Below are 26,301 nucleotides of genomic sequence, written 5' to 3' on the forward strand. Positions count from 1 at the left end.
GAACCCCAATCCTCCCACTGGCCCCACGATTTCCCACAGGGTGGGGGGAGGCTTCTTACTCATCCTTATGTTGTCCCGCTTGTCTCACGATTATATCATACCGTGAGGATTATAGCATAAGGCTGACTGTCTGTGCAACGCGGCCACAGCATCCCTCAAGCGCCTTCGCTCCCGGCTGGCTTCCTCCTCCAGGCCGCTCTCTCGCCTTCAGAAAGCAAGCGCTCTGCCAATGTGGCACCCCGCCGATTGCGTATTTCTACGGATAGCCCTGCTCAAGTGAGCCAGGCTCCTCTTGCGAGTAGGCGGCGCTTGCCTGCAAGAGGCAACCTCTTCTCTCTCGACGGGCATCTATTATTTGTGCAGCCTGGCGCGGCCCGGCTCGCTCCGCTCAGGCTGCTCCCTTCCCTGGCGCGGCTTGGCCAGCCATCTGGCTGATCGGTAGGCGGACTGATTGGGCGGGGGGTGAGGGACCTTCGCGGGTCGGTCCCCTTCAGATCAGCTTGCGGTCCCGGGCCTTGCTGGCCGCCTGGGTGCGGTTGGCCACCTGCAGCTTGCTCAGGATGTTGGAGACGTGGTTTTTGACGGTGCCCTCAGCCAGGCACAGTTGCTGAGCGATCTCGCGATTGCTGGCCCCCTGAGCCAGCAGACGCAGGACCTCTCGTTCGCGGGCGCTCAGCTCCTCCAAGGCGCTCTCGGCGCTTCGGAGCCGGTCGCGAACTCCTCTTTCGCGCCGGCTAAACTCGATGAGCAGCTTGCTAGCGATGCTCGGCTGAATGAAAGGCTCTCCCTGGGCGACGCGGCGGATGGCGGCAGCCAGCTCCTCGGCGGGCAGGTCCTTCAGCACGTAGCCCCTGGCTCCGACTTTGATGGATTCGAGCACGTAATCGTCGTAGTCGTAGGTGGTCAGCATGATAATCCTGGCGTCTGGGTAGGCGCTCAGAATAGCGGCGCTGGCTTCAACCCCGCTCATCAAGGGCATCTGGATATCCATCAAGACGATATCTGGTCCCAAGCCGGCCTGGCGCAGCTCGCGATAGCGCCTGACCGCCTCCTCGCCGTTGGCGGCCTCTCCAACGACCTCCATGCCTGGCTCCAGGTCGAGAATGGTGCGCAGGCCCTGGCGCATCAGCGTCTGGTCCTCGCAGAGGAGTAGTCTGATGATCGTTGGCGATGGAGCGGATGAAGCTGACAATGCTGACCTCCTTTGGGTGCTCGGCATGGCTCCTGCTGGCCGCTTTGGAGTCTCTCCCTCTCTCCCTCCCTCTCCTTACACCCTGACTTTCTCTTCCTATGAATATTTTATCTCCTCTGTTGAGAGATGAACAGTGAGATTTCTGCTGCGCGCACAAATTTTGTCCAGACTTAACGGGTTCTTTGAAGGAATTTTACATAGCTATAATGCTGCTGACTGAAGATTCTTCATGAGGAGGCGTGGCGGCAAGGACCTGACCGTTCCCGGTACATTGCCAGCCCTTGCGCGCTCTGCAGCTGCGGCTGCCGGAGAGCCATCCAAAGGGCGAGGCGAGGCCGAAAGATGTCCTAAGCGGTGCGGAGCAGCAAACACAGGAGGACTGCTATGCGGGTCGCCGTCATTACGGAGAATTTTCTGCCCAAGCTGGATGGGGTCACGCGCACGCTGGCGCGATTGCTCGCCCATCTGGAGGCCACCGGTCATCGGGCAATCTTGTTAGGCCCGCGCTGTGGAATGCGGGAGTATGCTGGTGCTGAGATTGTGACAACGCCGGGTATCCCGCTCCCTTTCTACCCAGAACTCAGATTCAACTTTTTCCGTCCTCTCTTTGTGAAGAAGCTCCAGGACTTCCAGCCGGATGTCATCCACGTTGTCGATCCCGTCGTGCTGGGCGCGGTGGGGGTTGCCGTGGCCAGGTTGCTGCGGCGCCCCCTCGTCTCTTCATACCATACTAATCTCGCTGCCTACTGTCGCCATTTTGGTTTTCCCTGGCTGACGGGCCCGATGTGGCGCTACAATCGCTTTCTTCACAATCATTGTGCCCTGACCTTCTGCCCGTCCCCTTCGACGGCCCGCGTCTTGCGCCAGCAGGGTTTTCAGCGTGTGCGCCTCTGGCCCCGGGGAGTGGACGGCACGCTCTTTCGACCTGAGCGGCGCCGCCCGGCCTTGCGCGCTGCCTGGTTGGGGACCGAGGATGAGACCGACGAGCGCTGTGTTTTGCTCTATGTGGGGCGTATCTCGCGCGAGAAAAACCTCTTGCTGCTGGCAAACGCTTATCGCCAGATGGACCATCGCCGCTGCCATCTGGTCGTTGTCGGTGGGGGGCCGGCTCTGGCTGAATTGCGCCAGGCCCTGGCTGGGCTACCGGTCACTTTTACCGGCTACCTGACCGGCGAAGCCCTGGCCGAAGCCTATGCCTCTGCTGACATCTTTGCCTTCCCATCGACCACTGAGACCTTCGGTCAGGTGGTCCTTGAGGCCCTGGCCTCGGGCCTGCCGGTCGTTGCTCTCCAGGCCGAAGGAGTCTGTGATCTGGTGGTGCAGCACGAGCATGGCCTGTTGCTCGACCCCGCTGGCCTTAGTCCCTCGGCCCAGGTCGTCGCTTATCGGCGTCTCTTAGAGCGCCTGGTCTATGAGCGATCGACGCGAGAACGTATGCGCTACGCTGCCCTGGCTCAGGCCGCCAGATACAGCTGGTCTGAGGCGATGGAGTCTCTGCTGCGCGGCTATGAAGAGGTCATTCGGCAGACGGAGCAGACGCTCCTGGCGGCCTGAGCCTGTTCGCTGCGCCTCCTGCCTGAGAGGAGTGCCTGGCGGGAGATCTCTGTCGACCTCTCATGGATCTCTGGGCTGAAGTTATCAGGAAGAAAGATGCCAATGCCTGAGAAAACCACTCTTGATCGAGCTGGCGGACCCCTGGTTCTGCTTCGACAGTCCCAGGAGCTTGCTCGGCCTGAAGGGCCGCCAGCAGGACACTCAGCTCATCTGCTGGGCTTTGCCCGCGGGATTTCGCTCTTGCTTTCGCCGGCGGCGATCTCGGTGCCCTTTGTGCTGCTGGTGGCCCTCTACCGCTCGTCCTCGGCCTGGCCCGCGCTTGGCTTCGCCCTGCTGACCCTGGCCTTTGTTTGCGCCGGTCCCTTACTCTATGTCCTTCTGGCCTGGCGTCTGGGGATAGTGAGCGACCTGGACCTCACGCGGCGCCAGGAGCGCTGGCATCCCTTTCTCGCTGGCCTGCTCTCTTATGCCCTGGGCCTGTTCCTGTTGCTCTGGCTGCATGCCCCCCGCAGCCTGGAGCTGGCGCTCAGTCTAACGCTGCTGGTGGGGCTGCTGCTCCTGCTTATTACCTGTTGGTGGAAAATTAGCATTCATGCGGCGGCGCTGGCCGGCGCGGCCACGCTCCTGACCGCTCTCTATGGTCTGATCTTCCTGCCTTCCTTCCTGCTGCTGGCCCTGGTCTGTTGGTCACGTGTAGCTCTGGGTCGTCATACGCCCGCCCAGGTGATTGCTGGGGCCTTGCTCAGCATGGGCCTGGCGCTCGCTCTCCTGCTGCTGGTGGGCCTCTGAGTCTGTGCCCAACCCTCCCTTCGTTGGACCTGGTTTCTTTTTCCCTCTCTTGACTTCCTTTGCTCCTGCTTTCTATACTGCTCCAGAATAATTCCTAAAAGCCTGGACAAAATTTTGCCTGTTATATTTATTTAAATTTTTATGAAAGATCTGAAGCATCTAAAATGCTTCCATACGGTTCTTGTGCTGGGCAGGGTGGGCGGTTGGGGGTGGCTGGGTGGCTGGCATGGGCGAGGCATGGGCGAGATAGCCTTGCGCGAGACCGGAGTTGCCTGGGCGATGGCTTGCCAGAAGGCAACTAATTCGGATAGACTGAGGGAAGGAACCTGGTGATGCTCAGCGAGCCTGGTTTCGCTGTACTGTTATGCTGTCTCAGCACATGCCCGTTGTCTGATCTGGTAAGGAGAGTCTGGCTGTGAGTCAACATCAGGGTTTGAGCGTGCTCTGTACCTTCCCCTTCGACGAAGAAGCGCTAGGGAAGATTCGCCGGGCGGCTCAGGGCGAGGTTGTGCTCGCCACGCGGGATGAGGAACTGGCCGCGCATGCCGAGAGCGCCGAGATCATCTGCGGCTTCTGGCTACCCAAGAACATCCGCCAGTTGGCCCCGCGCTTGCGCTGGCTGCAGTTTGCCGGGGCGGGCGTTGATGGCCTGCGCGACACGGGCCTGCTTGATCCGGCCAGTGGGGTGATTGTCACGACCGCTTCAGGCATCCATGCCTCAACCATTGGGGAATATGTCTTTGGCAGCATGATCATGTTCAATCGCTCCTGGCCTGAGCTGGTGCGCCTGCAGGACCGCCATATTTGGGGAAATACGGCCTGGTATCATTTGCGCACACAGGAACTCTATGGGCAGACCCTGGGGATCATCGGGGTCGGCAGCATTGGTCGCTACGTTGCACGTCTGGGCCGGGCCTTCGGCATGCGCGTTCTGGGAGTGAGGCGTTCGGCCAGGGGAGGCGAGCAAGATCAGGATGTCGAGCGCTATTATTCCTTCAGCCAACTGCGAGAGATGTTGCCGCTCTGCGATTACGTTGTGATCGCCACGCCCCTGACGCCAGAGACAGAGCACCTGATCGGCGAGCCGGAGCTGCGGGCCATGCGTCGCACCGCCTACCTGGTCAATGTGGCGCGGGGACGCGTCATCGATGAGCAGGCCCTCATTCGCGCCCTGCGCGAGGGCTGGATAGCCGGGGCCGGCCTGGATGTCACCGAGGTGGAGCCGCTGCCCCAGGACAGTCCGCTCTATTCGCTGCCCAACGTCATTCTGACGCCCCATCTCTCGGGCGAAAGCGTCCACTACGGTGCCCGCCTGGCTGAGCTTTTCGTCGATAATCTGCAGCGTTATCGCCGTGGCGAGCCGCTGCGCAATCGCTACGATCCGGAACGCGGCTACTGACCCTCTGGGCAGCGAGGGAGGAGCGCCGTCCGGGTGGGTCAGGTGGGCAGATAGAGAGGTGTGGGAAGCTGTCATCGCTCGATGAAAGAGGGGAAAAGCCAGCCAGCAACGGCCCGCCCGCTGGAGTGGGGGTGCGACGGCGCCTCCTGTCGTTCAAAACCTCTCATCTGAGCTGACCTCGGTCTGGCAGCGAGGTAGACGACAGTGACCCTTTTCCTGCCCTGGGACCCTGTCCTCTCTGGCAAGCAGCGTTTACAATTGCTGAAAGAGGGCAGAGGTCGCTTGTCGGTTTGGGGCCAGGCGAACGGGCGAAGCGGAAGAAGAGCGTTGGACGCAGCCCAAGCGAGGGAGTGCTTGAGCAGCATCTTTCGCATAAAAAGAGGCGAATAGATTATCAGAAGGGAGCAAGACACTCTTCACCTAGGGGTAAAGAGGAGGTCCGATGAGCAAAGATTTAGGTCTGGTGGAACTACTAGGCGCGGATGCCGTTGGCCCACCGGGACAGCGTCGCTTTCGCCTGTTTGCGCGCAGCGAGAGCGGCACAGCCGTGATGTGGATGGAAAAGATGCAGCTTAACGAGCTGGGGCTAGCCATCGATCGCCTGCTGACCCAAGTAACGCAGGGCAAGATTCTGCGCGTCGAGGCGCGGGCCAGGCAAGAAGGCGAAGAAGAAGAAGAAGTGCCAGTAGGCATGCCTGCCGATTTCCCCCTGGTTCCCGACGAAGAATTTCAGGTAGCCCAGCTAAAGCTCAGCTATGACTTCCGTCGAGAGCTGATCATTCTCATGGTGGTCCCTCTGGAGATCATCATGGAGACAGGTCAAGAGCTGCGCGGGCGCGTTCGAGAAGATCGGGCGGTCACTCTCTCCTTCACCCATGCTCAGGCCCAGGCTCTGACCGGCATGATCACACGCGTGGTCTCCGCGGGTCGACCGGTCTGTCCTTTCTGCCATATGCCGCTAGAGGGAGGACCCCACATGTGTGAGAAGCAGAATGGTCATCGCCAGATCATTCAGTTACTCGAGGAGGAGGACGACGACGATGACGAAGAAGAGGGGGATTAGCAGGTCGTAAGCCGGCTGCTGCCGCGGGACGAGGAGAGGCAGGCTCACACTTGCCGAGGGAGAAGACAATGAGTGAGTGAGCGAGCAAGCAAGCAAGTGAGCAAGCCATTGGCCGGCCTCGTCCTGGCAAGCCGGCCGGCGGCGGCAGACAAAAGACCAACGGCGACCAGTCCGGCCACTGGGCTGCCAGACCGGCCAGGGAAGCGGCAAAAGTGCTGGAGGCCACTGACTTGCGGGCGCAAGGCACTCTATCCAGCGGAAGCCTCAAGGCAGTCCGATGCACTGGCCAGGGACCGCCGGGCCAGAGAAGCAGAGCGAGCAGGCCAGGGACCCGTCAGCCCTCTTCCTTGCCTTCGTTGGGGGAGGAAGCTCCGCCGGGCCTGGGGCCATCTGCGAGCAGCCAGTCAGGTCATGGCTGCTACGAAGGGTAAGCGGGCGGACGGGCTAGCCCGCCTCAGCGGCTGGTTGAACGAACGAGCGGACGAGCGCAGATCTTCAATCAATCGGTACAGAGATACTTATTTGCCTTTTGCAAATACAGCTCCTCGTTCCCCTCGATCATCAACTTATGGAGGACGACGATATCGGCGTCCGGCAGATTTTCCACTGGCTGAAGGCAGAGGCGCATTGTCGCGCGTCCATTTTCGATGACCTGGACGAAACCCCTGCCGCGAGGCACGCGATAGATGCGCTGGGGGGCGGTAGGGCTAGGCACCTCCAGATAGCCATGCCAGAGGAGCTGGCGGAACTGCTCGGGCGTCAGGATATCGCGCAACAGGTCGGAGGCCCGTCGCTCGGCCCGTGACCAGCCCCGTAAATATGGCTGAGTGATCAGCCAGACAACGGCTCCCATCGCGGTGGCGATGATCACCCAGTCCAGGATAGTGAGGATCTCAGAGATCAAGCTCATCCACCGACAACGCGCGGAACCATGATAATCTGCTCGGCGGTTGCGTCAAACTGATCGATGCGCTGAGCAGGCTTCCCGGGCTCGACACGAAAAGCAGTGGCTCCCCTGGCGCGCTCCTGGGCGAAAATGCGCTCAGCTTCTCGCACGGCGGCCAGTGCTTCGGGGTCACCTGCCAGGACCTTCTGCTCATCCCAGGTGACACGATCATCACCGCGCCGTGACATCACCCGTAGCATTCCCACGGTTGTTCCTCCTTCGTCGCTTGCACCATCGAGGATGGTGGCTGACTAACGAACCTTCCAGTGAGTGAACGCATGATCTTCTGGCTACAAGCTCCCGCTCAGGTACCGGCAACTGCCCTGGGGGCCTCAGCACCAGGTCTGGTGTCCCTTCCCTTCCTGGGTGGAGAGGGAAGCGAAGCCTGATGCTCCACGCCTCTTACGGCTCACGTCGCAAAGCGGTTGGAGGCGCTCCCCTAAAGCGAGCCCTGCAGTGCCTGCAGCACAGCCCTTTCTGGCGTGGGTAAGCGCTCTACTACCTACTATTGTACCGGTGAAGATGCAAGTCGTCAATGGTTATCTCATAATGTATCAGCTTTATTGCATCAGATGACCTCATGCCGTCCAATCTTGCCCGCTGGGCGGGCGGACGAGCCGGGCGCTCGATCTGGTTGCCGCCCTGCCCGGCGGAGCCAGGAAGAGGAGGAAGAAACAGTCTGACTAATGGGAGGTAGTAAAGATAATGCCCACCGTGCCGGGCCCTGTATGCGTGCCGAGGACGGCGCCCAGCTTATAGCGCGGGATGGGCTGGGGATAGACGGCCTTCATCGCGGTGGCGAGCTGCTCCCCCAGCTCGTCGCTCGACTCCACAATGACCACCTCATCTACTGGGCAGGCTTCCTGGAAGAGCTGGGCCACGCGCTCGTAGGCTTTAGCGCGCGTGCGCGGGCGCTCCACAGGGACCACCTCGCCGGCCTGGATCCCGATAATTGGCTTGAAGCTCAGCATCGTGCCCAAGAAGGCGCTGGCACGTCCAATGCGCCCCCCGCGGCGCAGATGCTCCAGATTATCCAGCACGCCCAGGATGCGCGTTCGCCGCAGGCGGTCGATCAGGCGCTCCTTGATGGAGGCCAGATCATCGCCGCGCTGAGCCTCCTCGGCGGCGTGCATGACCGCCATGCCGATCCCGAGGCTGATGCTCTCTGAATCCACGACCTCAATGGGAATATGTTGCAGCTCCGGCGGCAGAGCGGCCCGCGCCGCGCAGGCTGACTGGTATGTGCCACTGAATTTCGCCGACAGATGGACCGAAAGAATGGCCTCAGCGCCTTCCTCGATCAAACGCTGGTAAACGGCGAGGAAATCGGCGGGTGTTGGCTGTGAGGTACGGGGGAAATCTTTGCTCTCCTCTAGCTTCTTAAAAAAGCCCGTTGTATCCAGATCAACCCCGTCCAGATACTCTTCGCTGCCGAAAATAACTTTGAGAGGAACAACGCTGATTCCCAGGGCCGCGGCCCGTTCTTTGGGGAGATCCGCCGTGCTATCGGTGACGATGCGGACGGCCATGAGGCACCTCCTGAACGCGAGAGAGTTGTCTGTACCATGTGCGCCGGCGCACATGGTAGGCTAAGCGTGGATAGGATAGGTTTGCCAGGGTAGCGGGAAAAGCGCCGGGACGAGGGTCACCCACTCAGTCAGTCCTGTTCTGGTCGGCTTAAGGCTCCGCACGGCGTGGCGCGACGTGGCACGGCAGAACGCGGACCGAGCGGGCCGGGCCGGGCCTGGCTTGCTGCTGCGCTTGCGCTGCCCTCCGCTGGCTGCGACTGGCTACCTGTCTTTCTTCATTCCACTGAGAAAATATAGGTGTAGTAGGGTTGACCACCATCCACTACCTCCACCTCCAGGTGGGAATAGGTCTGCTTGATGCGGGCCGCCGTTTCCTGCGCATGGACCTCGCTGGTCCCCTCACCATAGTAGATGGTGAGCAGCTCGTAGCGCTCAACGTGCATGCGCTGGAGCAGATCGTTAATGACCCCATCCAGGTTGTTGCCGGCCACGGCCAGGTTGCCGTTGATGAGTCCAATGATGTCGCCCTCGCGCACGCGCAGGCCATCGATCTGCACGGCGCGCACCGCGGTAGTGACCTCGGCGGTTTGAATGCGACGGGCGGCAGTGCTCATGCTTTGGACGTTGGTGGCCAGATCGGCGCCGTAGTTGAAGCTCATCAGGGCGGCTATTCCCTGGGGCAGCGTCTCGGTTGGGATGACCTCCACCTGTTTGTTGGTGAGGCGAGGGATCTGCTGCGCGCTGAGAATCACGTTGCCGTTGTTGGGCAAGATAATGACCTGGTCGGCCTCAACGGAGTTGACGGCTGCCAGCAGCTCTTCGATGCTGGGATTCATCGTCTGTCCGCCCGGCACGATGGCGCTCACACCGAGGCCGCGATAGACCTTCTCGAAGCCGGGGCCGGAGACAACGGCGACCGTGGCGATCGGGGCGCTGGGGGCTGGGGCCTTATGGCCTGCGGCGCCCTCCTGATCCCAGCCTGTGGCCCCCTCGTGTTCGGCCCGACTCTCTGCTGCGTAGGCCAGACTCTGCTCCTGAAGATTCTCGATGTTGATGTCCAGGAGGCTGCCCAGGCTCACGCCGTAGTCCAGGATCTTGCCAGGCCACTGCGTATGGGTGTGCACCTTGAGCAGCTTTTCATCGCCGGCCACGACCGTTGAAACGCCCCCCATGTCGATGATTGTCTGGCGGATGCGCTCTACGTCCAGGTTTTCGCCGCGCAGCAGGAAGACCACCTCGTAACCATATTGCTCCTCTTCGACGTTCACCCGTCCGCGTCGGGGGGCCGTCTCGCCTGAGAGTGCCGTGGAGAGGGCGCGTGACTCCCGCCCCTCGCCACGCAGAGCGTGCCAGATCCCTTCCAGAATCACGCACAGTCCCTGGCCACCCGCGTCGACGACGCCAGCCTGCTTGAGGATGGGCAGCAGATCAGGCGTACGGGCGACCGACTGTCGGGCGGCGGTTACTACCTCGTGCATCAGGGTCACCAGGTCATCGCCGCGCTGGGCGCTGGCCTGCGCCGCCTCAGCGCAGTCACGCACCACTGTCAAAATAGTGCCCTCGACCGGTTTGATGACGGCCCGTGAGGCCAGCCGTGAGGCTTCCATCAAAGCGTTGGCCAGATCGAGCGACGTAAAGGTCTGCTTTTTCTCCAGCCCCTGGGCCAGACCACGGAGCACCTGCGACAGAATGACCCCCGAGTTGCCCCGTGCCCCCAACAGGGCATCGTGAGCGATGCGCGCGGCAATCACTCCCGCCGCCGTCTCCTGGCTATCGATGATTCCCCGAATGGCGGCCTGCATCGTGGCGGACATGTTCGAGCCGGTGTCTCCATCGGGAACGGGAAAGACGTTGAGAGCGTTGATGCTCTCGCGCCGCTCCTCCAGCCAGGTGGCCCCGGCGATCATCGCCCTCTTCAGGTCCTGGCCATCCAGCACACTGATCCGCCGCGGGCGGCTGATCCGCTGCATCTGTTGCTGGCTTTGCGCATCTTGCGCGTGTAGAGCACCTGATGCCTGTTCCTGCATAGATCGCTTACCTTATGTGGTGGTGGTGGTGAGGTAGGTGGGGCCCACACCTTGTCGTTAGTGCTCGCGCCGTGCGGTGGGGCTGTGCTCCAGCCCCTGGATGTTGACGTTGACCTGCTGCACGGGTACCCCGAGCATCTTTTCAACCGAGAATTTGACGCTGCTCATGATGTTATGGGCAATTTCGGACATGCGCAGCCCGTATTCCAGCACGACGTAGACCTCGATGATCAGGCGTCCGTTGGCGATGCGCACCTGGATACCCTCGCCGCTTCGTTCGGGGGGAAGGAGAATGGCCTCTCCGTTGCGCAGGCGGGGTGCGGCGATGCCCACAACGCCGTAGCTTTCGCTGACGGCGCGGGCCGCGATCGTGTGAATCGCATGGGGGAGGACCTCGATCCTGCCTAGAGGGCGCGTTCCGTGCTGCGGTTGAATCGTCGATGGCTTCGGCATACCCATGTCTTCTCTAATCTTTCTTTGCTCTGCTGCTCTTCTGGCCTACGCACTTGCCAAAGCGAGGGCGATCTGCTATACTCGCAGAGCGTACTCAACGCTTTGCTCTCTGCTCACTAGAGTGCAAGGTCTGCGTTCTGTTGCAGTATATCAAAGGCCCCCGTCAGAATCAAGGGCGCGAACGTGCGTCCTGTAGCTCTCATTGCTATGGCCCAGGGCGATGGAAGGGCGCTTTGGCTGACCCTCTGTTCCGGCAGCAAGCCTTATCCGCGAGGGCCAGGTGGGTGGAGCCTCCTCGGGCCGGAGCCAGTGCAGCGGACCAGCAGGAAGGGAGGCGGGAAGACGCCTGGTCGGGTGTCCCTATCTGGCCTGATCCGCGACGCTCACTGGGCAGGTGCCTCGTCTTCTGGCTCCCATGCGGTTGAAGGGAGCGCCTCTAAGCGGCCCATGCTGGGCCTGAGTTGGGGCCGACTGATCCCGGCTGGCAGCCTTTCCAGGCGCTGCCAGCAAGATGCGGCTGGGGTCAGCTCTTCCGCGCTGAGGTCCTACCCTGCCGGGCGGGGACCCGTTTCCGCGACGGTACCCAGCGGCTGTGGTCAGGTGAAAGAGAAGAAAAAACGAAGAGAGGAAGGGAGATTCGTATGGCTGGTCGTTGTGATCTCTGTCAGCGCAAGCCGATGTATGGCAACAAGGTCTCGCATTCGCAGCGCCATACGCGGCGGCGTTTCGTGGTCAACGTGCAGCGCCGGCGTCTGGAAATCAATGGTGTGCGGCGCAGGGTGCATGTCTGCACGCGCTGCCTGCGCACGATGCTCAAGGTTCCCAAGGCCTGATGCTGGTTGGGGGCAGGTGCGAGCGTCGCACAAGCGGCGCTCCTGCCCCGGCCTGTCCGGTTGCTCTCTGCTACCCGCTTTTTTATTTTGAGGGATCCTCTCACGCACGATGCTTTTTCTTTTTTTGGGGGGACTGTGACTGTCTGTGAGGTCATAGGGTGCGAGCTGGCTCTGCTCCGGTTTCCTGTGCCCTTCCCCGGCGCTGCAGGGCCACGAAGCGGGTACGCAGTTGTCCGCAGGCGGCATCGATGTCGTCTCCGCGTTCGGCGCGCACGCTGTTGCTGACGCCGTGCTGGAAGAGGATCTCGCGGAAGCGACGGATCGCCTCCGGCGCCGGCGGGCGGTAGGCTGCCGCTGTCTTGTTTACCGGAATGCAGTTGACATGCGCATACTGCTTGAGCGGAGCTAACAGCTCGCCAAGCTGGTGAGCGCAGGCGGGGCTGTCGTTGACGCCGGCCAGCAGGACGTATTCGAAGGTGATCTGGCGTCGGGTGGCGGCGATATAGTCCTGGCAGGCCGCCAGCACTTCGGCCAGCGGATATTTGCGATTAACGGGCATGGTCTGGGAGCGCAGCTCGTCGTTGGGGGCGTGCAGCGAGATGGCAAGATTGACCTGCAATCCCTCCCGACTGAGGCGCCGGATGGCGTGCGGCAGCCCAACGGTGGAGATGGTCATGTGCCGCGCGCCCAGGTTGAAGCCCTCGGGGCTGTTGAGGATGCGCACGGCCTGCATCAGGTTGTCGTAGTTGTGAAGTGGCTCGCCCATGCCCATAAAGACCAGGTTGGTGATGTGGTCAATGGCCTGGCTGCTGGGCAGTCCCTGGGCACGCCAGGGAGCGGCTCGCAGCTCACGCGCGAAGTGCAGAACCTGAGCGATGATTTCACCGGCGCTCAGGTGACGCTCAAATCCCATCTGGCCCGTGGCGCAGAAGGTACAGCCAAAGGCACAACCCGCCTGGCTGGAGACGCAGACGGTGGCCCGCGCGCTGCTCCCGCCCAGCGGCGGATAAAGCATGAGCACGGATTCGATCAGCCTGCCGTCAGCCAGCTCCAGTAGGATCTTGCGCGTGCGGTCGTCCCTGGAATGCTGCTCGCTGCGGACAGTGGCCTGGCCAATGGTGGCTTCGCCCGCCAGGCGCTCCCGCAGGCTCAGGGGCAGGTCGCTCATGGCGGCGAAGTCTGTAACCAGGTGCTTGTAGATCCAGTTGTAGACTTGCCTGGCACGATATGCTGGCTCTCCCAGCTCCTGAAACCAGGCTTCAAGCTGCCTGAGTGTCAGCCCAAGCAGGTCGCGCTGGGAGGCGCTTGTCTCTGTGGTTCTCCCCCTGATGCTCATGCCTTCATTATAGCACGTTGGCCCACCTCCGGCCAAGCCGCCGGGCCATACCTCCCCCGGCTCTCGCTCGTTGCTCACTCGCTCGCTCTGGGCCTCTCCAAAACGGCGCCTGAGAACCTGGCTGTGACAGCTGGCCTGAAAATTCGTTTGATTATATATCAGGAGCTTCGACTTTATCTTTCATTACTTCTCATTCATGTTTCTGGGAGGAAAAACTAAATGCCTCTTTCGTTTAACTGGATTGATATTGCCTTTCTGGCTACAGCCATTGTGCTGGTCATCAATGGTTTTCATAATGGCCTTATTGCTAGCCTGATCAATCTCATCTCCCTCCCCCTGGCCCTGGGCGTGGCCTTGATTTTCGGCCCTTCCTTGACCATGTTGCTGGCCAGCAATGGCGCTGTGGCTGCACCCCTGCCGGCCTATGCCCTGCTCTTTTTCGCCACCGTTCTCTGCGTTCACATCGTCACCACACTCGTTCGGGCCTTTGTCCATCGTATCCCCATGCTGGGTTTTATGGACGAGCTGCTGGGGGTGGTCCTGGGATTCGTCGAAGCCTGGTTGCTCTGGCTGATTCTGCTGTTGGCCCTGCATGGGGTTCTGAGCACAGCCCAGAATATTCCCGGCGGCGATCTGAGCCAGTTCAGTGCCTGGCAGCAGGCGTACAATGAGGCGATCGCTCAGAGCCTCTTTGTGCGCATTAACCAGTGGCTGCTGGCTCTGCTGCCTTTAAAGCGGCTTCCCTGAGGAGCCACGAGGCTCTCCTCCGGTTTCCTCCAGGCTCAGCCGGCTTGAGGCTTCTAGGCTTGCGTTCCGCGGTGCCGGCGCATACAATACCTGTATAGTCAAGGAGCATTCTATCTATTCTAGAGCTATCGTGTTTCGCCTGGACAAAGGAGGCTGTTTACGGCAAGAGACGACACTGTGCTGATCAGGCAAAGAGGCATGGAAGGGCCGGAGCGGGCCTTTCTGGTGGCAGTCGCGAGCGAGCGGCAGGAGACGCTTTGGAGTGCTGAGGATTCGCTCAACGAGCTGGAGGCCCTGGCCAGGACCGCTGGGGCTGAGGTGGTTGGCAAGATGTTGCAGCATCTGCGCCACCCCGATCCGGCTACCTATCTTGGCAAGGGGAAGGTTCAAGAACTGGCCGCTTTGGAGGAGGAGCTAGGCTTCGATCTGGTGATCTTCGATGACGAGCTGTCCCCCTCTCAGCAGCGCAACCTTGAAAAGGCTCTCAATGCGCGCGTGATCGATCGTACGACCCTGATTCTGGACATCTTTGCCCAGCATGCGCGGACGCGCGAGGGGCGTCTCCAGGTCGAGCTGGCGCAGTTGGAATACCGCCTGCCTCGTCTGAGTGGGCGCGGCATTGAGCTGTCCCAGCAGGCTGGCGGTTCGCTCGGCGCGGCTGGCGTGGGAGGGGCCATCGGTGTCCGTGGTCCTGGCGAGACGCGCCTTGAGATCGATCGCCGGCGTATTCGCACTCGCCTGGCGGAGCTGCGTCGTGAGCTGGAGGAGGTGCGTGAGCAGCGTACGCTGCACCGCCGCCAGCGCGAGGCGTTAACGATGCCGGTGGTGGCCGTGGTGGGCTATACCAATGCTGGTAAGTCTACCCTTTTTAATGCTCTGAGCCAGGCCGAGGTCTTGGTCGAGAACAAGCTCTTTGCTACGCTCGATCCCACCACGCGCCGCGTGGTGCTGCCAGGTAATCAGGAGATCTTGCTCACGGATACGGTCGGCTTTATTCAGCGCCTGCCTACACGCCTGATCGCCGCCTTCCGGGCGACGCTCGAAGAGGTAGTCGATGCCGATGTGCTGCTGGAGGTGGTGGATGTCAGTCATGAGAATGCTATCGAGCAGAGCGAGACGGTCAATGAGGTCCTGCGTGAGCTGGAAGCTCACGAGAAGCCGCGGGTGACGGCGCTCAATAAGGTCGATCTGCTGCCCGATCCCGATCGCCTCGATCCTTCGCTCTATACCAATGCTGTGCCGGTCTCGGCTCTGCGCGGCTGGGGTCTGGAGGCGCTGCGCGAGAAACTGGCCCAGGTGGTGGCCGAACAGATGGTGCCTGTGCAGGCGCTTGTCCCTTATGCGCGTGGTGACCTGGTGGAACTCTTCCATCGCCGTGGGCGCGTTGAGCTGGAGGAGCACCGCGCTGAGGGAACGCTTCTGGCGGGACGGCTACCGCCCGCTCTGGCCGGCTACTATGAGCCATATCGCCTTCGGCAGCGCAAAGGCTCGCTCAGGGTGTCAGGGGTACTCGTTCATGGCACGTCTGGATGGGCAGCGCCACGCCAGACGCAAGACGGACCAACTGGCCAGGGAGCCGGAGGCGCCTGATGCAACTCGTTGGGCGGCAGGTTATCAGCCGCAGTGACCCAGGCTCTGCGGCGCCAGATCGTACGGCCTTTGTCTCCAAGAGCCTCTAGGAGGCCGCCAGCTATATCGTGCGTTAGCCCTTCAGTCACGAGGGGAAGTCCCCAGGCTCTGCGGAGGTCCTCCATCTGAGCAAAGGGCATGAAGCCTGGCTAGAAAGCATGACCATGTCAAGCCAGTAATGATGTCCTCCGGTTGCTTGACAACAATTGGAAGTCCTCCGTTGCCGCCTCTAAGGCGTATCGGAAGCATTGTGGGGACCTTTTGGGACGTCGGCAGTTGCCGAAGTACAAGGACAAACAGCAGGGGCGTAATGTAATATTCTCGTCGTGCCACGGGTCGTTAACGGGCGCCCCGTCACATCAATCAACCACTGGTACCAGTGGCATAACAAAGGGCGGACAAGATTGCAAGCCCTTCTTGCTGCTGAGAAACGATAGACCTCTCTTCGACTTGAGGCGCTCACCAATCGGCGCACGCGCCGCACTGACCACTACCTGCCCATAGTGAGCAAGCAGATCAGTGCCTGCTCGTAGCAGGCGAGCATCGGGCGGCTCGTCATCGGGAAAAACTCGAACGGCCAGCAAGAGGCAGGCATGGGCAGACGGAACAAGCGGAGCTTTCTGCAGGTGCCCCATGCCAGGTTTGTCCAGATGCTCACCTGGAAAGCACAACTGCTTGGAATTGAGGTCATCATCACAGAAGAGACCTACACCAGTAAGTGCAGTTTTCTGGATGATGAGCCGATCGGGCGCCAGGAGGCCTGGGGCGGCAGAGGCATCAAGCGTGACCTATTCCGGTCACAGTTCGGCGCGCTCATCGATGCCGATGTGAATGGAAGTTACGCCATTATCCGCAAAGTGGCCCCCTGCGGCGTTTTTGCCAGGGGGTAGAGGGTGCGCAGTTCTCTCCGTGCCTCTCTCTCTTGAGGGGCACAAACTCGCCTGCTAGCATTTGCCGGTGGTCCTCGGTACTGCCCGTTCCTGGCTCTGGACCTGGGGGCTGAGAAAGGAGCAGCGAGGCAGCGGGCCGAGCCCCTGGTCGCAGCTGCCTCGTCCTGCTGGGCTGTTGACTGAGGCTCAGGTATGAGCCTGCTCCTCTTGCAGCTCCTTAATGACCCGGGTAAGTTCCTCAGCGATCTCTTTCAGGACTGTATCCTTGTCTCTGAATTTGCTGACGGCGGGTTGGTAGCGCGGTAGAGCCTGCAGCTTGCCAAAGGGAGAGGTGTCTAGCCCGGCGGTCGGGCGTAGCTTGATGGGGATGACGCGCGCTGTGCCCGCTTCATGACGCTGCATAGCTTGCTGCATCTCTCTGTTGTAGCATTGCTCGGAGGCCAGATAATCAGCACTGATCAGGAGGAGAATGATGTCTGCCTCCTCCAGCTGACGCTGTAGCTCGCTGGACTCCTTGCCCCCAGATAGTTCTCCGCTGGCGTAGCTCTCGATCAGACCCTGCTGTCGGAGGTGCTCCAGTTGCTTTTCAAGATCAGCTTTGAGTTTAAGATCCCGTCCGGCACTGGAGTGGGAGATAAAGACTTTCAGCTTTCTGCCTCCTCTCGGGATCTGGAGCAGATCCCGAGACTGGGGGCAGTGCTGCCTGAGGAGCCGGCGCTGTTCGCCTGAGAGGGCCTCAAGCCAGCGGCGGTTCTGGCCATGAAAGGCCCGTTGCCACCCGGCAACTGCTGGAAGCCGATCGAGGATGACGCGCGCCTGCAGCCCCTGGCCTCCGCGCTCGCTTTTGAGGTCCAGCGAGAACTGGATCATGCCGCAGACACTGCCGCTCTCTCTGTCGAGCAGGGGAGCGCCGCTCATGCCAGGCTCAACAGCCCCATGTTGGAAGGTGATCAACTCGTTCTTCCTGCCTGCCGGCCCGGCGGCCTGGAAGATGACGCTCGTGCCGTCCGAGGCTAACTTTGCTGGATAAGCATAGCTGTAGAGTCCGCTGCCAGGTCGGGCTTCGCCGCAGAGCAAGACGCACTGGTGGTCTCTAAGCGCAGCCTCCACCTCCAGTAGCGCCACGTCTTCCTCTGGGGCTGGGTCCTGGCCAGGCCATTCCAGGATGCTGGCCTTATAATACTGTCCCTGCCAGTAAATCTGAACGTCTGCCTTTCCCGTGAGATCGGGCCAAATCACGTGGGCACAGGTGAGCAGCTTCCCTGGCCCTACGAAGAAGCCAGTGCCTGCCGGCTGCCCGTTCAGATAGACTTGGGCGGTGGCCTCCTGGAGAAGTTTCTCTATGCTGTCGATTTCTCCCATCTGTTCCTCTCAAGATCGACTCGGCAGATGGTAGGCGATCTGCTCCTATTCTAAGGCACAACCATGCTCTTCGTAAAGAGCCATCTCTGCCCCTCTTTTGAACGGGCCGGCGAACTCTGTTTCGGGGGAGGGAGGAAAGGGGTTGGCCGAAGAGAGATAGACGCCCAAGGGGAAGCGTGCTAGACTAGGACCCGAAACACTGGGACAAGAGAAGGAAAAGGAGGCGCAAGGCGTGTATCCCTGGTCGCATGACTTCAAGGGACGTTTTGACGAAGTGACCTTTGAGAGCCAGGTCCTCAAAGACAATCCTCTGGGTGATCCCTATCAGCGCCCGCTCTGGATCTACCTGCCGCCTGGCTACGACGAGCAGCCGGAGCGGCGCTACCCCAGCATCTATTTGATTCAGGGTCTGACGGGCCAGCTCGACATGTGGCGCAATCGCTCGGCTTTTCGGCGGAACTTTCCCGAGCTGGCCGACGAGCTGTTTGCCAGGGGGGAAGCCCCGCCATGCATCCTTGTCTGGGTCGACTGCTGGACCTCCCTGGGGGGAAGCCAGTTTCTGGACTCGCCCGCCGTTGGGCGCTACCACACCTATCTCTGCGATGAAATTGTCCCCTGGGTCGATGCTCACTATCGTACGCTGGCCGCCCGGGAACACCGGGGGATTGCCGGCAAATCGAGCGGCGGCTATGGCGCTATGGTCACTCCCATGTTGCGGCCCGATCTGTGGGGAGGCCTGGCAACCCACGCCGGCGATGCTCTCTTCGAGGTCTGTTATCAGCGCGACTTTGCCAAGGTTGCCCGCGCGCTGCGCGATCACTATGGTGGTTCCTACGAGCGCTTCTGGCAGGACTTCCGTAGTCGGCCAGCCTTCACGAAGGAGAGCGATGCCGATCTGCTCAACATTTGGTGCATGGCAGCCTGCTACTCGGCAGATCTGGATGGCACGGTGCATTTGCCGTTCGACATTGCCAGCGGTCAACTGATCCCCGATGTCTGGGAGCGCTGGCTGGCCTGGGACCCGGTACGGATGGTTCCCCTGCATGCCGAGGCGCTGCGCTCGATGCGGGCCATCTACATCGATGCGGGCAAGCGTGATGAGTACTATCTCGATCTGGGTGCGGAGGCTTTTCGCCAGGCCCTGGCCCAGATTGGCGTTACCGATGTCTTCTTCGAGCTGTTCGATGGGCGACACGGCGGGATCGAATACCGCTATCCTCTGAGCCTGAAATACCTGGCTGAGCGGCTCTCTCCTTGAGAAGCAGAGCGGCAGCACCAGCGCGAGGATGCTGCCCTCTCTGTTCCCGGAAAGCCGTGCTGCCTGGCTCGCTCGCTGGTCTGATGGTCTCGCTACCTGCCTTACCAGACTGGTCAGCCTGGCCTGGACTCAGTGACGACGGGCACTCGGGCTGGCTTAGATCCCGAGGGGCTTACGCAGGTGCCGCCTTGCGGAGCTGAGGGCGGCCTGATAGCGCCGCCGCTCCGCCTGGCTCCGCGGCGAGGGGATCTGCTCGGGATCCAGGCCCGCCTGGCGCAGCGCTACGATGACGGGCTGCAATTCAAAGCCACACTCGCGAATGCGCCAGAGAACCGCCGCCCGCTCGCTGGCTGGCAGGCTGGCGATAGCTCGAATGTAAGGCGCGAGGCGCTCTGCGGGGAACTCCTGCAGCTCGCATTCGTAGGCCGGGTCACGGGCTCCCTCGTTTGTGGCCACGCACTGCTCGCTGAGCGCAACGACCTCGGACTGCTCAGCCTCCAGAGGAAGAGGCGTTGCATGACGACGGCGGCGCCGGAGGGCATCACGCACCCGATTGCGAATAACGATGCGGATCAAGAAGGCAGGTCTGCGCAGAGGCCCTTTTCGGCTCATCTTCAGAAGAGCGATGCGCACCTCCTGGCTTTCGTCCTGGTAGAGAGCTTCCAGGTCCTCGCGCTGGCTATGGCCGGCACGCGAGAAGTAGTAACGTACCTGGGCCATGATCTGAGCGTCATAGGAACGCACCAGGGCATCCTCGGAGTCGCTATCGGCGGCAGAGACCCCGAGCGAAGTTGCTGGATTCACGCTTCTCCTCCTTCAAGCGAGCAAACAAGCAAGCAAACCAGTCGGCACGCATCGTAGGCGATGCCTGTTCTGTCTGTTCCATGTTGGAGCCGGGGAATCCAGCCTGCTCCTTGCTGGGCCAGGCCAGGTCGGCCATCGAGATGACCAGCAAGCAAGAAGTTGGGAAGGAGAACAACCTGCTGCCTGCTCAGGTCGGCCGGCGACGAGGTGAGATCGCGGGCGTCGAGGCTCCTGGAATCGTCGCCTGCCGGTTCTATAGTGGCGTCTGAGAGTTTAGTGAACACCAGTTTGTTCTCTAGAGAACAGTATACAATGTTCATCGAAGTTTTTCAAGGTTCTTGAGAAGAGAGCAAGAAGAAGCGACGTTCATTATGGTCTTGTTGAACAGAGAGAGAACGGCGCTCCTCTTTACAGGAGTGCACTTCTGTTCTATACTACCCAGTAGGGCAATCGAGGATAACCCGCCGTGGTGGGCAGAGAAGAGGTTGCGATGGCTGAAAACCGACAAGCTCCCGCGAGCGCCGTGGCCATTGGAACGCGCATGCGCACCCTGCGCCAGCAGAAGGGGAAGAGCCTGAGCGAGTTGGCCCGCGCGGTGGGCTATTCGAAGAGTTATTTATCCGCTGTTGAGAACAATGTGACCTTGCCCTCGCGCCAGCTCCTGGAGGGGTATGAGCGGGCGCTGCAGCTGCGCGGCGGAGAGCTAGTTGAGGTTCTCCTTGGGGAGCAGTTAGAGCAGCTCCCGCGTGGACGGCGGCGGGCGGCCTCCACGCTGGCTCAGTCCTTCCCTCCTATAGTCTCCGCCTCTGCGGCCTCGCTGCCGCGCTGCGATCTTGAGGAGGCCCCCTATGTCTCCCGTCTCTATGGCCGCGATGAAGAGCAAGAGCTGCTTTGGCGCTGGGTGATGCAGGAGCGCTGTCGCCTGATTGCAATTGTGGGAATAGGAGGGGTAGGCAAAACTGCCCTGGCGGCGGCTCTGGTTCAGCGTCTTCGCAGCTCCTCCCCCTTTCGGGGCCTGCTCTGGCTCTCGCTGCACGCTCCCCTGTCCCGTAGACGCCTGCTCGATCGCTGTTTGCGCTTCATCCTCGGCGAGCAGGCCCATCAGCCGGGGGTCCTTCCCGAGAGCGAGGAGGATCGCCTGAAGCTGCTGATCCAGCGGCTGGAAGAGGAGCCTTTCCTGCTGGTCCTCGATGACTTCGATTCGCTGCTGCAGAGCGGGGCTCTGGCGGGCCAGTATAAGGAGGATTACAAGGGCTACGAGGAGCTGCTTTATCTGTTGGGAAGCCATCCCTTGCAGAGCTGTGTAGTTTTAACCAGCCGCGAGAAGCCTAATGGCATCCCTCTGCAAGAGGGAAAGGATGCCCCAGTACGCACGATGACCCTGGCCGGGGTTTCTCCTGAAGCTGGTCGCCTCCTGCTGGCCGGTGAGGGGCTGGAGGGCGATGACGGGCACTGGGCCGAGTTTATTCGACGCTATGCCGGCAATCCTCTGGCTCTGAAGCTGGTCTCTCCCACAATTCGCGAGGTCTTTGATCGCCAGATTGCCCGCTTTCTCGAGCAGGAGGTGCTGGTCCTTCAGGGCATCAGGGACCTGCTCGATAAGCAGTTTGAGCGTCTGACGCCCGATGAGCGCGATGTCCTCTACTGGCTGGCGATTGGGCGCGAGGTGGTGACGCTCTCCGAGCTGCTGGAGGACCGCCTGGCGCGCACACCCAAAGGGGCCTTGCTGGAGGTGCTCAAGTCGCTGCGCTATCGTTCGCTGGTCGAGGTGCGCGGTGCCGCTGGCTATACTCTTCAGCCGGTAATCTGTGAGTATGTTACGGAGCGTCTGGTGCAGCATGTGGCCGCCGAGCTTCTCCAGGAGCGACCTCTCTCTCTGCTGCAGAGCCACGCCCTCCTGAAGGCCCAGGCGCGGGACTATATTCGCGAGGACCAGGGGCGCGCTATTCTGGAGCCGTTAGCCCGTATTTTGCGCACCGCCAAAGGGCAGGCCGGCTGTGAGCAGCTCTTGCGCTCTCTCTTGGCTCGACTGGAGCGCAATAAGCCGGGCTATGCCGCTGGCAACCTTCTCAATCTGCTGCTCCACTTGCAGTGTGATCTGCGTGGCTGGGACTTCTCCGGCCTGGCGGTCTGGCAGGCCAATCTTCGGGGCAAGGCCTTGCCCAACGTCAATTTCGCCTGGGCCGATCTGACAGGTTCGGCCTTCACCGAGATCTTCGGCAGCATTCTGTCGGTAGCCCTCAGTCCCGATGGCTCGCTGCTGGCGCTTGGCACAACGACTTGTGAGATCCGCATCTTTCGTCTGCGCGACTATGCTCCCCTCGTGACCTGCCAGGGGCACGCCGACTGGGTGCGCTCGGTCCTCTTTAGCCCCGATGGACGCATGGTGATTAGCGGTAGTGAGGATGGGACGATCCGCCTCTGGGATGTGGAAACTGGCCAGTGTCTGCAGACCTTGCACGGTCATGGCGAGCGTATCTATTCGATCGCCGTCAGCGCCGATGGTGGCCTGCTCGCCAGTGGCGGCGGCGACCAGACCGTGCGTCTCTGGCGCATTGAAGGGACCTCGGGCCTCACCGAGTGCGTGCGCGTGCTCTCCGGCCCGGACCTGAGCGGCAGAATCTATGCCGTTGCTTTCACTCCCGATGGCAGGCTGATCAGCGGCGGGGAGGATGCCATCGTCCGCCTCTGGGATGTCGAGAGTGGTTCCTGCCTGGCCCGGCTTGATGGCCACAGCCGTGGCATCTGGTCGCTGGCGCTCAGCCGTGATGGCCGGCTGCTCGCTTGTGGAGGCGAAGAGCAGATTATGCTCTGGGATCTGACTTCGTTATCGCTCGTTGCCTCCTGGAAGGCTCACCGCGACCTGGTCTACGCTCTCTCCTTTAGCAGCGATGGGTGCCTGCTGGCCAGCGCAGGGGGTGACCGCCTCTTGCGTCTGTGGAGTGTGGCGGAACGCTCGTGCCTCAAGACGTTGGAGGGACACAGCCGGCGGGTCTATTCCCTGGCCCTGAGTGCCGATGATCGCACCCTGGTCAGCGGCAGCGACGATCAAACGGTGCGCTTCTGGGATCTCGACCGCGGGCGCTGCATGCGCATGCTGCAGGGCTACAGCAGTCAGGTGCGCACGGTGGCCACAAGCCCTGATGGCCAACTGTTCGCCAGCGGAGGCGATGATGGCCAGGTGCGCCTCTGGGACCTGACGAAGTTGCGCTGCTTGCGGACGCTGGAGGGCCATACGGCCAGCGTGTGGACAGTGACTTTTGATCGGCAGGGCCGGCTTCTGGCTAGCAGTAGCGAGGATGGTACGGTGCGCCTCTGGCAGGTAGAGACAGGCCAATGCTTCAGGATTCTCAGAGGTCATGCGGCCCGTGTCTACATGGTGGCCTTCTCTCCCGATGGGTCGCTGCTGGCCAGTGGGGGCGCCGATCGAACGTTGCGCATTTGGGAGGTGGCCACTGGCCAGTGCCTGCATGTTCTGCGCGAGCATCGCGGACGTGTCTACGCGGTGGCCTATAGTCCCGATGGTCGCCTTCTGGTGAGCGGCGCCGAGGATCAGACGATCTGCCTGTGGGATACCCGCGACTATCGCTGTCTGCGTAAGCTCTCTGCTCATATCGGGGCGATCTATACGCTGACCATCAGTCCCGATGGCCGCTGGTTGATCACGGCGGGGGCCGATCAGATGCTGCGTCTCTGGGATCTGGCTCAACTAGAGGAGGGCCTCCCACGGGCTTTGCTTGCCGGGCATAGACAGCCCGTCTGGACGCTGGCGGTGAGTCCCGATAGTCGCCTGTTGGCCAGTGGGGGGAACGATCAGCTCGTTTGCCTCTGGGACCTGGAGAGCGGTGAGCTGCTGAAGATCTTGAATCGCTTCGATTATCGCATTCGCGAGATTGCTTTTAGCCGTGGCGAGCAGCCCGTGTTGCTGGTAGCCGGCGGCCATACGGGAACAATCGAGGTCTGGGATGTGGAGCGTGCTCTGCGCGTCCGCGTCCTGCGCGGCGACCGACCCTACGAGGGCATGAACATCTACGCCGCAACCGGCCTCTCGCTCTCGCAGCGCTCTATCCTGCGCTCACTGGGGGCTGTCGAGAACCCGGTTGAGAAACCGACGCTGGCAGAGGGAGGCGATAAGCGCTGAAAGCAGCTTGGAAGGCAGAGCGGCGATTCTGTGGGCCGCCAGATCGGCCAAATCGGCTGGTCTGCCCTTTTGTCCGCCCCATTTCCGGTGATGACCCACCCAGGTAGAGGCTGCTGAGATCCTCTTCCAGCCTCCTGCCAGCCTGCCGCTGGCAGGCTAACCGCAGAAGCGCCTGGCCTTGTTTTGCTGGTCACTGGCTGCCGACTCTTGATACCCGCGTTTCGCCAACGCTCGCTGCTGACTGGCAAGGACTCCACATAGCTTCCTGAAGCTGATGTCTGGCAGCGCTGTACCTCCTCAACAGAGGAAGTGAGCATCTGGCCAATCCGCTGGCTGGGGTTGGCAACTGTCCTGCCATCACCTGTGGGTAAAACCCGCTTATTCAGAATCCCCAGGATCTTGCTGACCTCTCTGCCGGAAAGAGAATCTGGTCAGCCAGCCATAGTCATTCTCTCTGAAGACGCCCGATATAGGTATCTTACATACTTAACTATACAAGTACTATCCATAAATGGAATTACTTGTGAAATGTCTACGTTGTCTGAAATAATAGAAAAGTGGCACAGGAGCGAAGAACGCCTGAGAGGACCTGGCCGGCGCTGGCGGCTCAGAGATATCAACGGCCTGGAACTTCTGATATAATGGGTACCCACTCTGGAGCATCGAATCGTTCGGTAGACTGATAAGAGATCTATCATGGAAATGTGGGATGCCTGCCTGGCTGGCTGGGCATCCAGGAGGCAGCACATGGCGGAGCAGCAGGATCAGGCATTGGTGACGCAGGTGATGGAGACCATCGAAAGGGAGCGGGTGCGCTTCGTCAACCTGGAGTTCACCGACGTTGTTGGCATGGCCAAGTGTGTCACCATTCCGGTGGAGCAGTTCCCCGATTGTCTTGAGCGCGGCAAGTGGTTTGACGGCTCCTCAATCGAGGCCTTTGCGCGCGTCGCCGAGAGTGATATGTATCTCTTCCCCGATCTACGTACTTTTACCGTCCTCCCGGTACATGTACGGCCCCAGGCGCTCAACCGTGAGATCGCCGACCAGATGGAGGCTGGCGATGTTGTGGCTCGCGTCATCTGTAACGTCATGACGCCGGATGGGGAGGCGTTCGAGGGTGATCCGCGCGCCACACTCTTGCGTTCGTTAAAGCTGGCTGAGTCGCTGGGCTATCGCTTTCAGGTAGCGCCCGAGCTGGAATTTTTCCTCCTGCGTTTCGACGACAGCGGACCGACCCCGTTGCCGCACGATCGTGGGGGCTACTTTGATCTCTCGACCGATCTAGCGGCTACCGTCAGGCGCCAGATGGTGCACGCTCTGCAGCAGATGGGCATTGTTATCGAGGCCAGCCACCACGAAGTCGCGGCGGGCCAGCACGAGCTTGATTTCCAGGCCGGCGATGCCCTCTACATTGCTGATAGCCTGATGACCGCCAAATATGTCCTGAAGGCCATTGCCGCTCAGCACGGCCTCTACGCTACCTTTCTCCCCAAGCCCTTCTACAATATTAGTGGCTCGGGCCTCCATACTCACCAGCAGCTCATCGATATTAAGACGGGGAAGAACGCTTTCTTCGATGAGCACGGTGAATATGGCCTTTCTGAAGTTGGCTGCCATTTCCTGGCCGGTCAGCTTGCCCACGCCCGCGGCATGTGCGCCATCGTCGCTCCGCTTGTCAACTCCTATAAGCGCCTCGTGCCGGGCTATGAGGCGCCTGTCTATGTCAATTGGGGGCGAGTCAATCGTGAGGCTTTGATCCGTGTGCCACGCCCTGGCAAGGACCCACAGCTTTCAGCACGCATCGAGCTGCGTAGCTGCGATCCGAGCTGCAACCCCTACCTGGCCCTGGCGGTCATGCTCCGCGCCGGACTGGACGGCATTCAGCATCGTTTGCCTTTGCCGCCAGCTATGGATGAGAGCCTCTTCCTGCGCGATGAGGGCGAGCCACTCAGCCGCCTGTCTCGCCTGCCAGCTACCCTGGGCGAGGCCCTCGATGATCTGCGCCAGGACGCCCTGATCCGCGATACTCTCGGCGACCTGATCTATGAGGGCTTCCTGGAGGCCAAATCGATCGAATGGAACGAGTACCGCAAGCACGTCCATCCCTGGGAACTGGAGCGCTATTTGCCGATCTTTTGAGTCCGGAGAAGAAGAGCGCCATGCCCTCTACGAGCCTGAAGCTTGAAAAAGAAGAACGCTGGCGAGTCTGTTGGCGGCTGGCCACGATGCTACAAGCGGCCCGGAGCCGGCACCAGGCCGCTCCGGACCGCTTGCTCCTTTATCTGGGCATGCCTTGAACTGGCTGGCGGATTGGAGCGCCACAAAGCAGAGTTGGACGCGCCGAGGGGC

Annotated in this window: 20 protein-coding genes; 11 read left to right on the forward strand and 9 right to left on the reverse strand. The window is 61.2% G+C overall.

Features of this window, described 5'->3' with window-relative positions:
- Nucleotides 1-490: 490 nt before the first annotated feature.
- Nucleotides 491-1,192 carry a response regulator gene (locus ACFMO7_RS19810; RefSeq protein WP_376797210.1) on the reverse strand — a complete coding sequence of 234 codons (702 nt, stop codon included), beginning with the start codon at nt 1,190-1,192 and terminating at the stop codon, nt 491-493.
- A gap of 384 nt (nt 1,193-1,576) precedes the next feature.
- On the opposite strand from ACFMO7_RS19810, the gene ACFMO7_RS19815 reads away from it, so the two are divergent.
- From ACFMO7_RS19815 to ACFMO7_RS19830, 4 genes are all read left to right on the forward strand, one after another.
- Nucleotides 1,577-2,746 (forward strand): glycosyltransferase family 4 protein, encoded by a 1,170-nt coding sequence (locus tag ACFMO7_RS19815; protein ID WP_376797211.1) that lies wholly within the window; start codon nt 1,577-1,579, stop codon nt 2,744-2,746.
- Nucleotides 2,747-2,848: 102 nt separating this feature from the next.
- Nucleotides 2,849-3,535, forward strand: a complete 687-nt coding sequence (locus ACFMO7_RS19820) for a phosphoesterase PA-phosphatase (protein ID WP_376797212.1) — start codon at nt 2,849-2,851, stop codon at nt 3,533-3,535.
- Nucleotides 3,536-3,950: 415 nt separating this feature from the next.
- Nucleotides 3,951-4,934 (forward strand): D-2-hydroxyacid dehydrogenase, encoded by a 984-nt coding sequence (locus ACFMO7_RS19825; protein ID WP_376797213.1) that lies wholly within the window; start codon nt 3,951-3,953, stop codon nt 4,932-4,934.
- Nucleotides 4,935-5,376: 442 nt separating this feature from the next.
- The gene (locus ACFMO7_RS19830; protein WP_376797214.1) at nt 5,377-5,997 is read left to right on the forward strand and encodes a DUF3090 family protein; all 621 of its coding nucleotides are present in this window, start codon (nt 5,377-5,379) and stop codon (nt 5,995-5,997) included.
- A 499-nt stretch (nt 5,998-6,496) separates the two neighbouring features.
- Here ACFMO7_RS19830 and ACFMO7_RS19835 read toward each other — a convergent pair whose 3' ends face one another.
- The 5 genes from ACFMO7_RS19835 to ACFMO7_RS19855 all read right to left on the reverse strand — a co-directional run bounded on the left by ACFMO7_RS19835 (nt 6,497) and on the right by ACFMO7_RS19855 (nt 10,952).
- Nucleotides 6,497-6,901: a hypothetical protein gene (locus ACFMO7_RS19835; protein WP_376797215.1), complete on the reverse strand. Its 405-nt coding sequence runs from the start codon at nt 6,899-6,901 to the stop codon at nt 6,497-6,499.
- 2 nt (nt 6,902-6,903) lie between these two features.
- Nucleotides 6,904-7,143, reverse strand: coding sequence for a hypothetical protein (locus ACFMO7_RS19840; RefSeq protein ID WP_228026331.1), 240 nt, complete (start codon nt 7,141-7,143; stop codon nt 6,904-6,906).
- Nucleotides 7,144-7,626: 483 nt separating this feature from the next.
- A complete protein-coding gene (locus ACFMO7_RS19845; protein WP_376797216.1) occupies nt 7,627-8,472 on the reverse strand; it encodes a DegV family protein in 846 nt (281 codons plus the stop codon).
- A gap of 275 nt (nt 8,473-8,747) precedes the next feature.
- Nucleotides 8,748-10,499 carry a DAK2 domain-containing protein gene (locus tag ACFMO7_RS19850; protein ID WP_376797217.1) on the reverse strand — a complete coding sequence of 584 codons (1,752 nt, stop codon included), beginning with the start codon at nt 10,497-10,499 and terminating at the stop codon, nt 8,748-8,750.
- Between the two features lie 57 nt (nt 10,500-10,556).
- The gene (locus ACFMO7_RS19855) at nt 10,557-10,952 is read right to left on the reverse strand and encodes an Asp23/Gls24 family envelope stress response protein (protein ID WP_376797218.1); all 396 of its coding nucleotides are present in this window, start codon (nt 10,950-10,952) and stop codon (nt 10,557-10,559) included.
- A gap of 641 nt (nt 10,953-11,593) precedes the next feature.
- Here ACFMO7_RS19855 and rpmB point away from each other — a divergent pair.
- Nucleotides 11,594-11,785: a 50S ribosomal protein L28 gene (gene rpmB, locus ACFMO7_RS19860; RefSeq protein WP_376797219.1), complete on the forward strand. Its 192-nt coding sequence runs from the start codon at nt 11,594-11,596 to the stop codon at nt 11,783-11,785.
- A gap of 151 nt (nt 11,786-11,936) precedes the next feature.
- Here the strand turns inward: rpmB and rlmN are convergent, their stop codons facing one another.
- Nucleotides 11,937-13,121 carry a 23S rRNA (adenine(2503)-C(2))-methyltransferase RlmN gene (gene rlmN, locus ACFMO7_RS19865; protein WP_376797220.1) on the reverse strand — a complete coding sequence of 395 codons (1,185 nt, stop codon included), beginning with the start codon at nt 13,119-13,121 and terminating at the stop codon, nt 11,937-11,939.
- A gap of 219 nt (nt 13,122-13,340) precedes the next feature.
- On the opposite strand from rlmN, the gene ACFMO7_RS19870 reads away from it, so the two are divergent.
- The 3 genes from ACFMO7_RS19870 to ACFMO7_RS19880 all read left to right on the forward strand — a co-directional run bounded on the left by ACFMO7_RS19870 (nt 13,341) and on the right by ACFMO7_RS19880 (nt 16,387).
- Entirely contained in the window at nt 13,341-13,868 is a 528-nt protein-coding gene (locus tag ACFMO7_RS19870) for a CvpA family protein (RefSeq protein WP_376797221.1), read from the forward strand.
- Nucleotides 13,869-14,066: 198 nt separating this feature from the next.
- Complete coding sequence (gene hflX / locus ACFMO7_RS19875) at nt 14,067-15,458, forward strand: GTPase HflX (protein WP_376797222.1); 1,392 nt, start codon at nt 14,067-14,069, stop codon at nt 15,456-15,458.
- A 632-nt stretch (nt 15,459-16,090) separates the two neighbouring features.
- A complete protein-coding gene (locus tag ACFMO7_RS19880; protein ID WP_376797223.1) occupies nt 16,091-16,387 on the forward strand; it encodes a zinc ribbon domain-containing protein in 297 nt (98 codons plus the stop codon).
- 186 nt (nt 16,388-16,573) lie between these two features.
- Here ACFMO7_RS19880 and ACFMO7_RS19885 read toward each other — a convergent pair whose 3' ends face one another.
- The gene (locus tag ACFMO7_RS19885; RefSeq protein WP_376797224.1) at nt 16,574-17,749 is read right to left on the reverse strand and encodes a trypsin-like peptidase domain-containing protein; all 1,176 of its coding nucleotides are present in this window, start codon (nt 17,747-17,749) and stop codon (nt 16,574-16,576) included.
- 232 nt (nt 17,750-17,981) lie between these two features.
- On the opposite strand from ACFMO7_RS19885, the gene ACFMO7_RS19890 reads away from it, so the two are divergent.
- Nucleotides 17,982-19,007 (forward strand): alpha/beta hydrolase, encoded by a 1,026-nt coding sequence (locus ACFMO7_RS19890; RefSeq protein WP_376797225.1) that lies wholly within the window; start codon nt 17,982-17,984, stop codon nt 19,005-19,007.
- Nucleotides 19,008-19,163: 156 nt separating this feature from the next.
- Here ACFMO7_RS19890 and ACFMO7_RS19895 read toward each other — a convergent pair whose 3' ends face one another.
- Nucleotides 19,164-19,811: a hypothetical protein gene (locus tag ACFMO7_RS19895; protein WP_376797226.1), complete on the reverse strand. Its 648-nt coding sequence runs from the start codon at nt 19,809-19,811 to the stop codon at nt 19,164-19,166.
- A 490-nt stretch (nt 19,812-20,301) separates the two neighbouring features.
- On the opposite strand from ACFMO7_RS19895, the gene ACFMO7_RS19900 reads away from it, so the two are divergent.
- Together ACFMO7_RS19900 and glnA are read left to right on the forward strand one after the other, a co-directional pair.
- On the forward strand, nt 20,302-23,952 hold the full coding sequence (locus ACFMO7_RS19900; protein WP_376797227.1) for a helix-turn-helix domain-containing protein: 3,651 nt from the start codon (nt 20,302-20,304) through the stop codon (nt 23,950-23,952).
- 747 nt (nt 23,953-24,699) lie between these two features.
- Nucleotides 24,700-26,091 (forward strand): type I glutamate--ammonia ligase, encoded by a 1,392-nt coding sequence (gene glnA, locus ACFMO7_RS19905; RefSeq protein WP_376797228.1) that lies wholly within the window; start codon nt 24,700-24,702, stop codon nt 26,089-26,091.
- The last annotated feature ends 210 nt before the right edge of the window (nt 26,092-26,301 follow it).

The organism is Thermogemmatispora sp., assembly GCF_042408735.1.
Lineage (GTDB): Bacteria > Chloroflexota > Ktedonobacteria > Ktedonobacterales > Ktedonobacteraceae > Thermogemmatispora.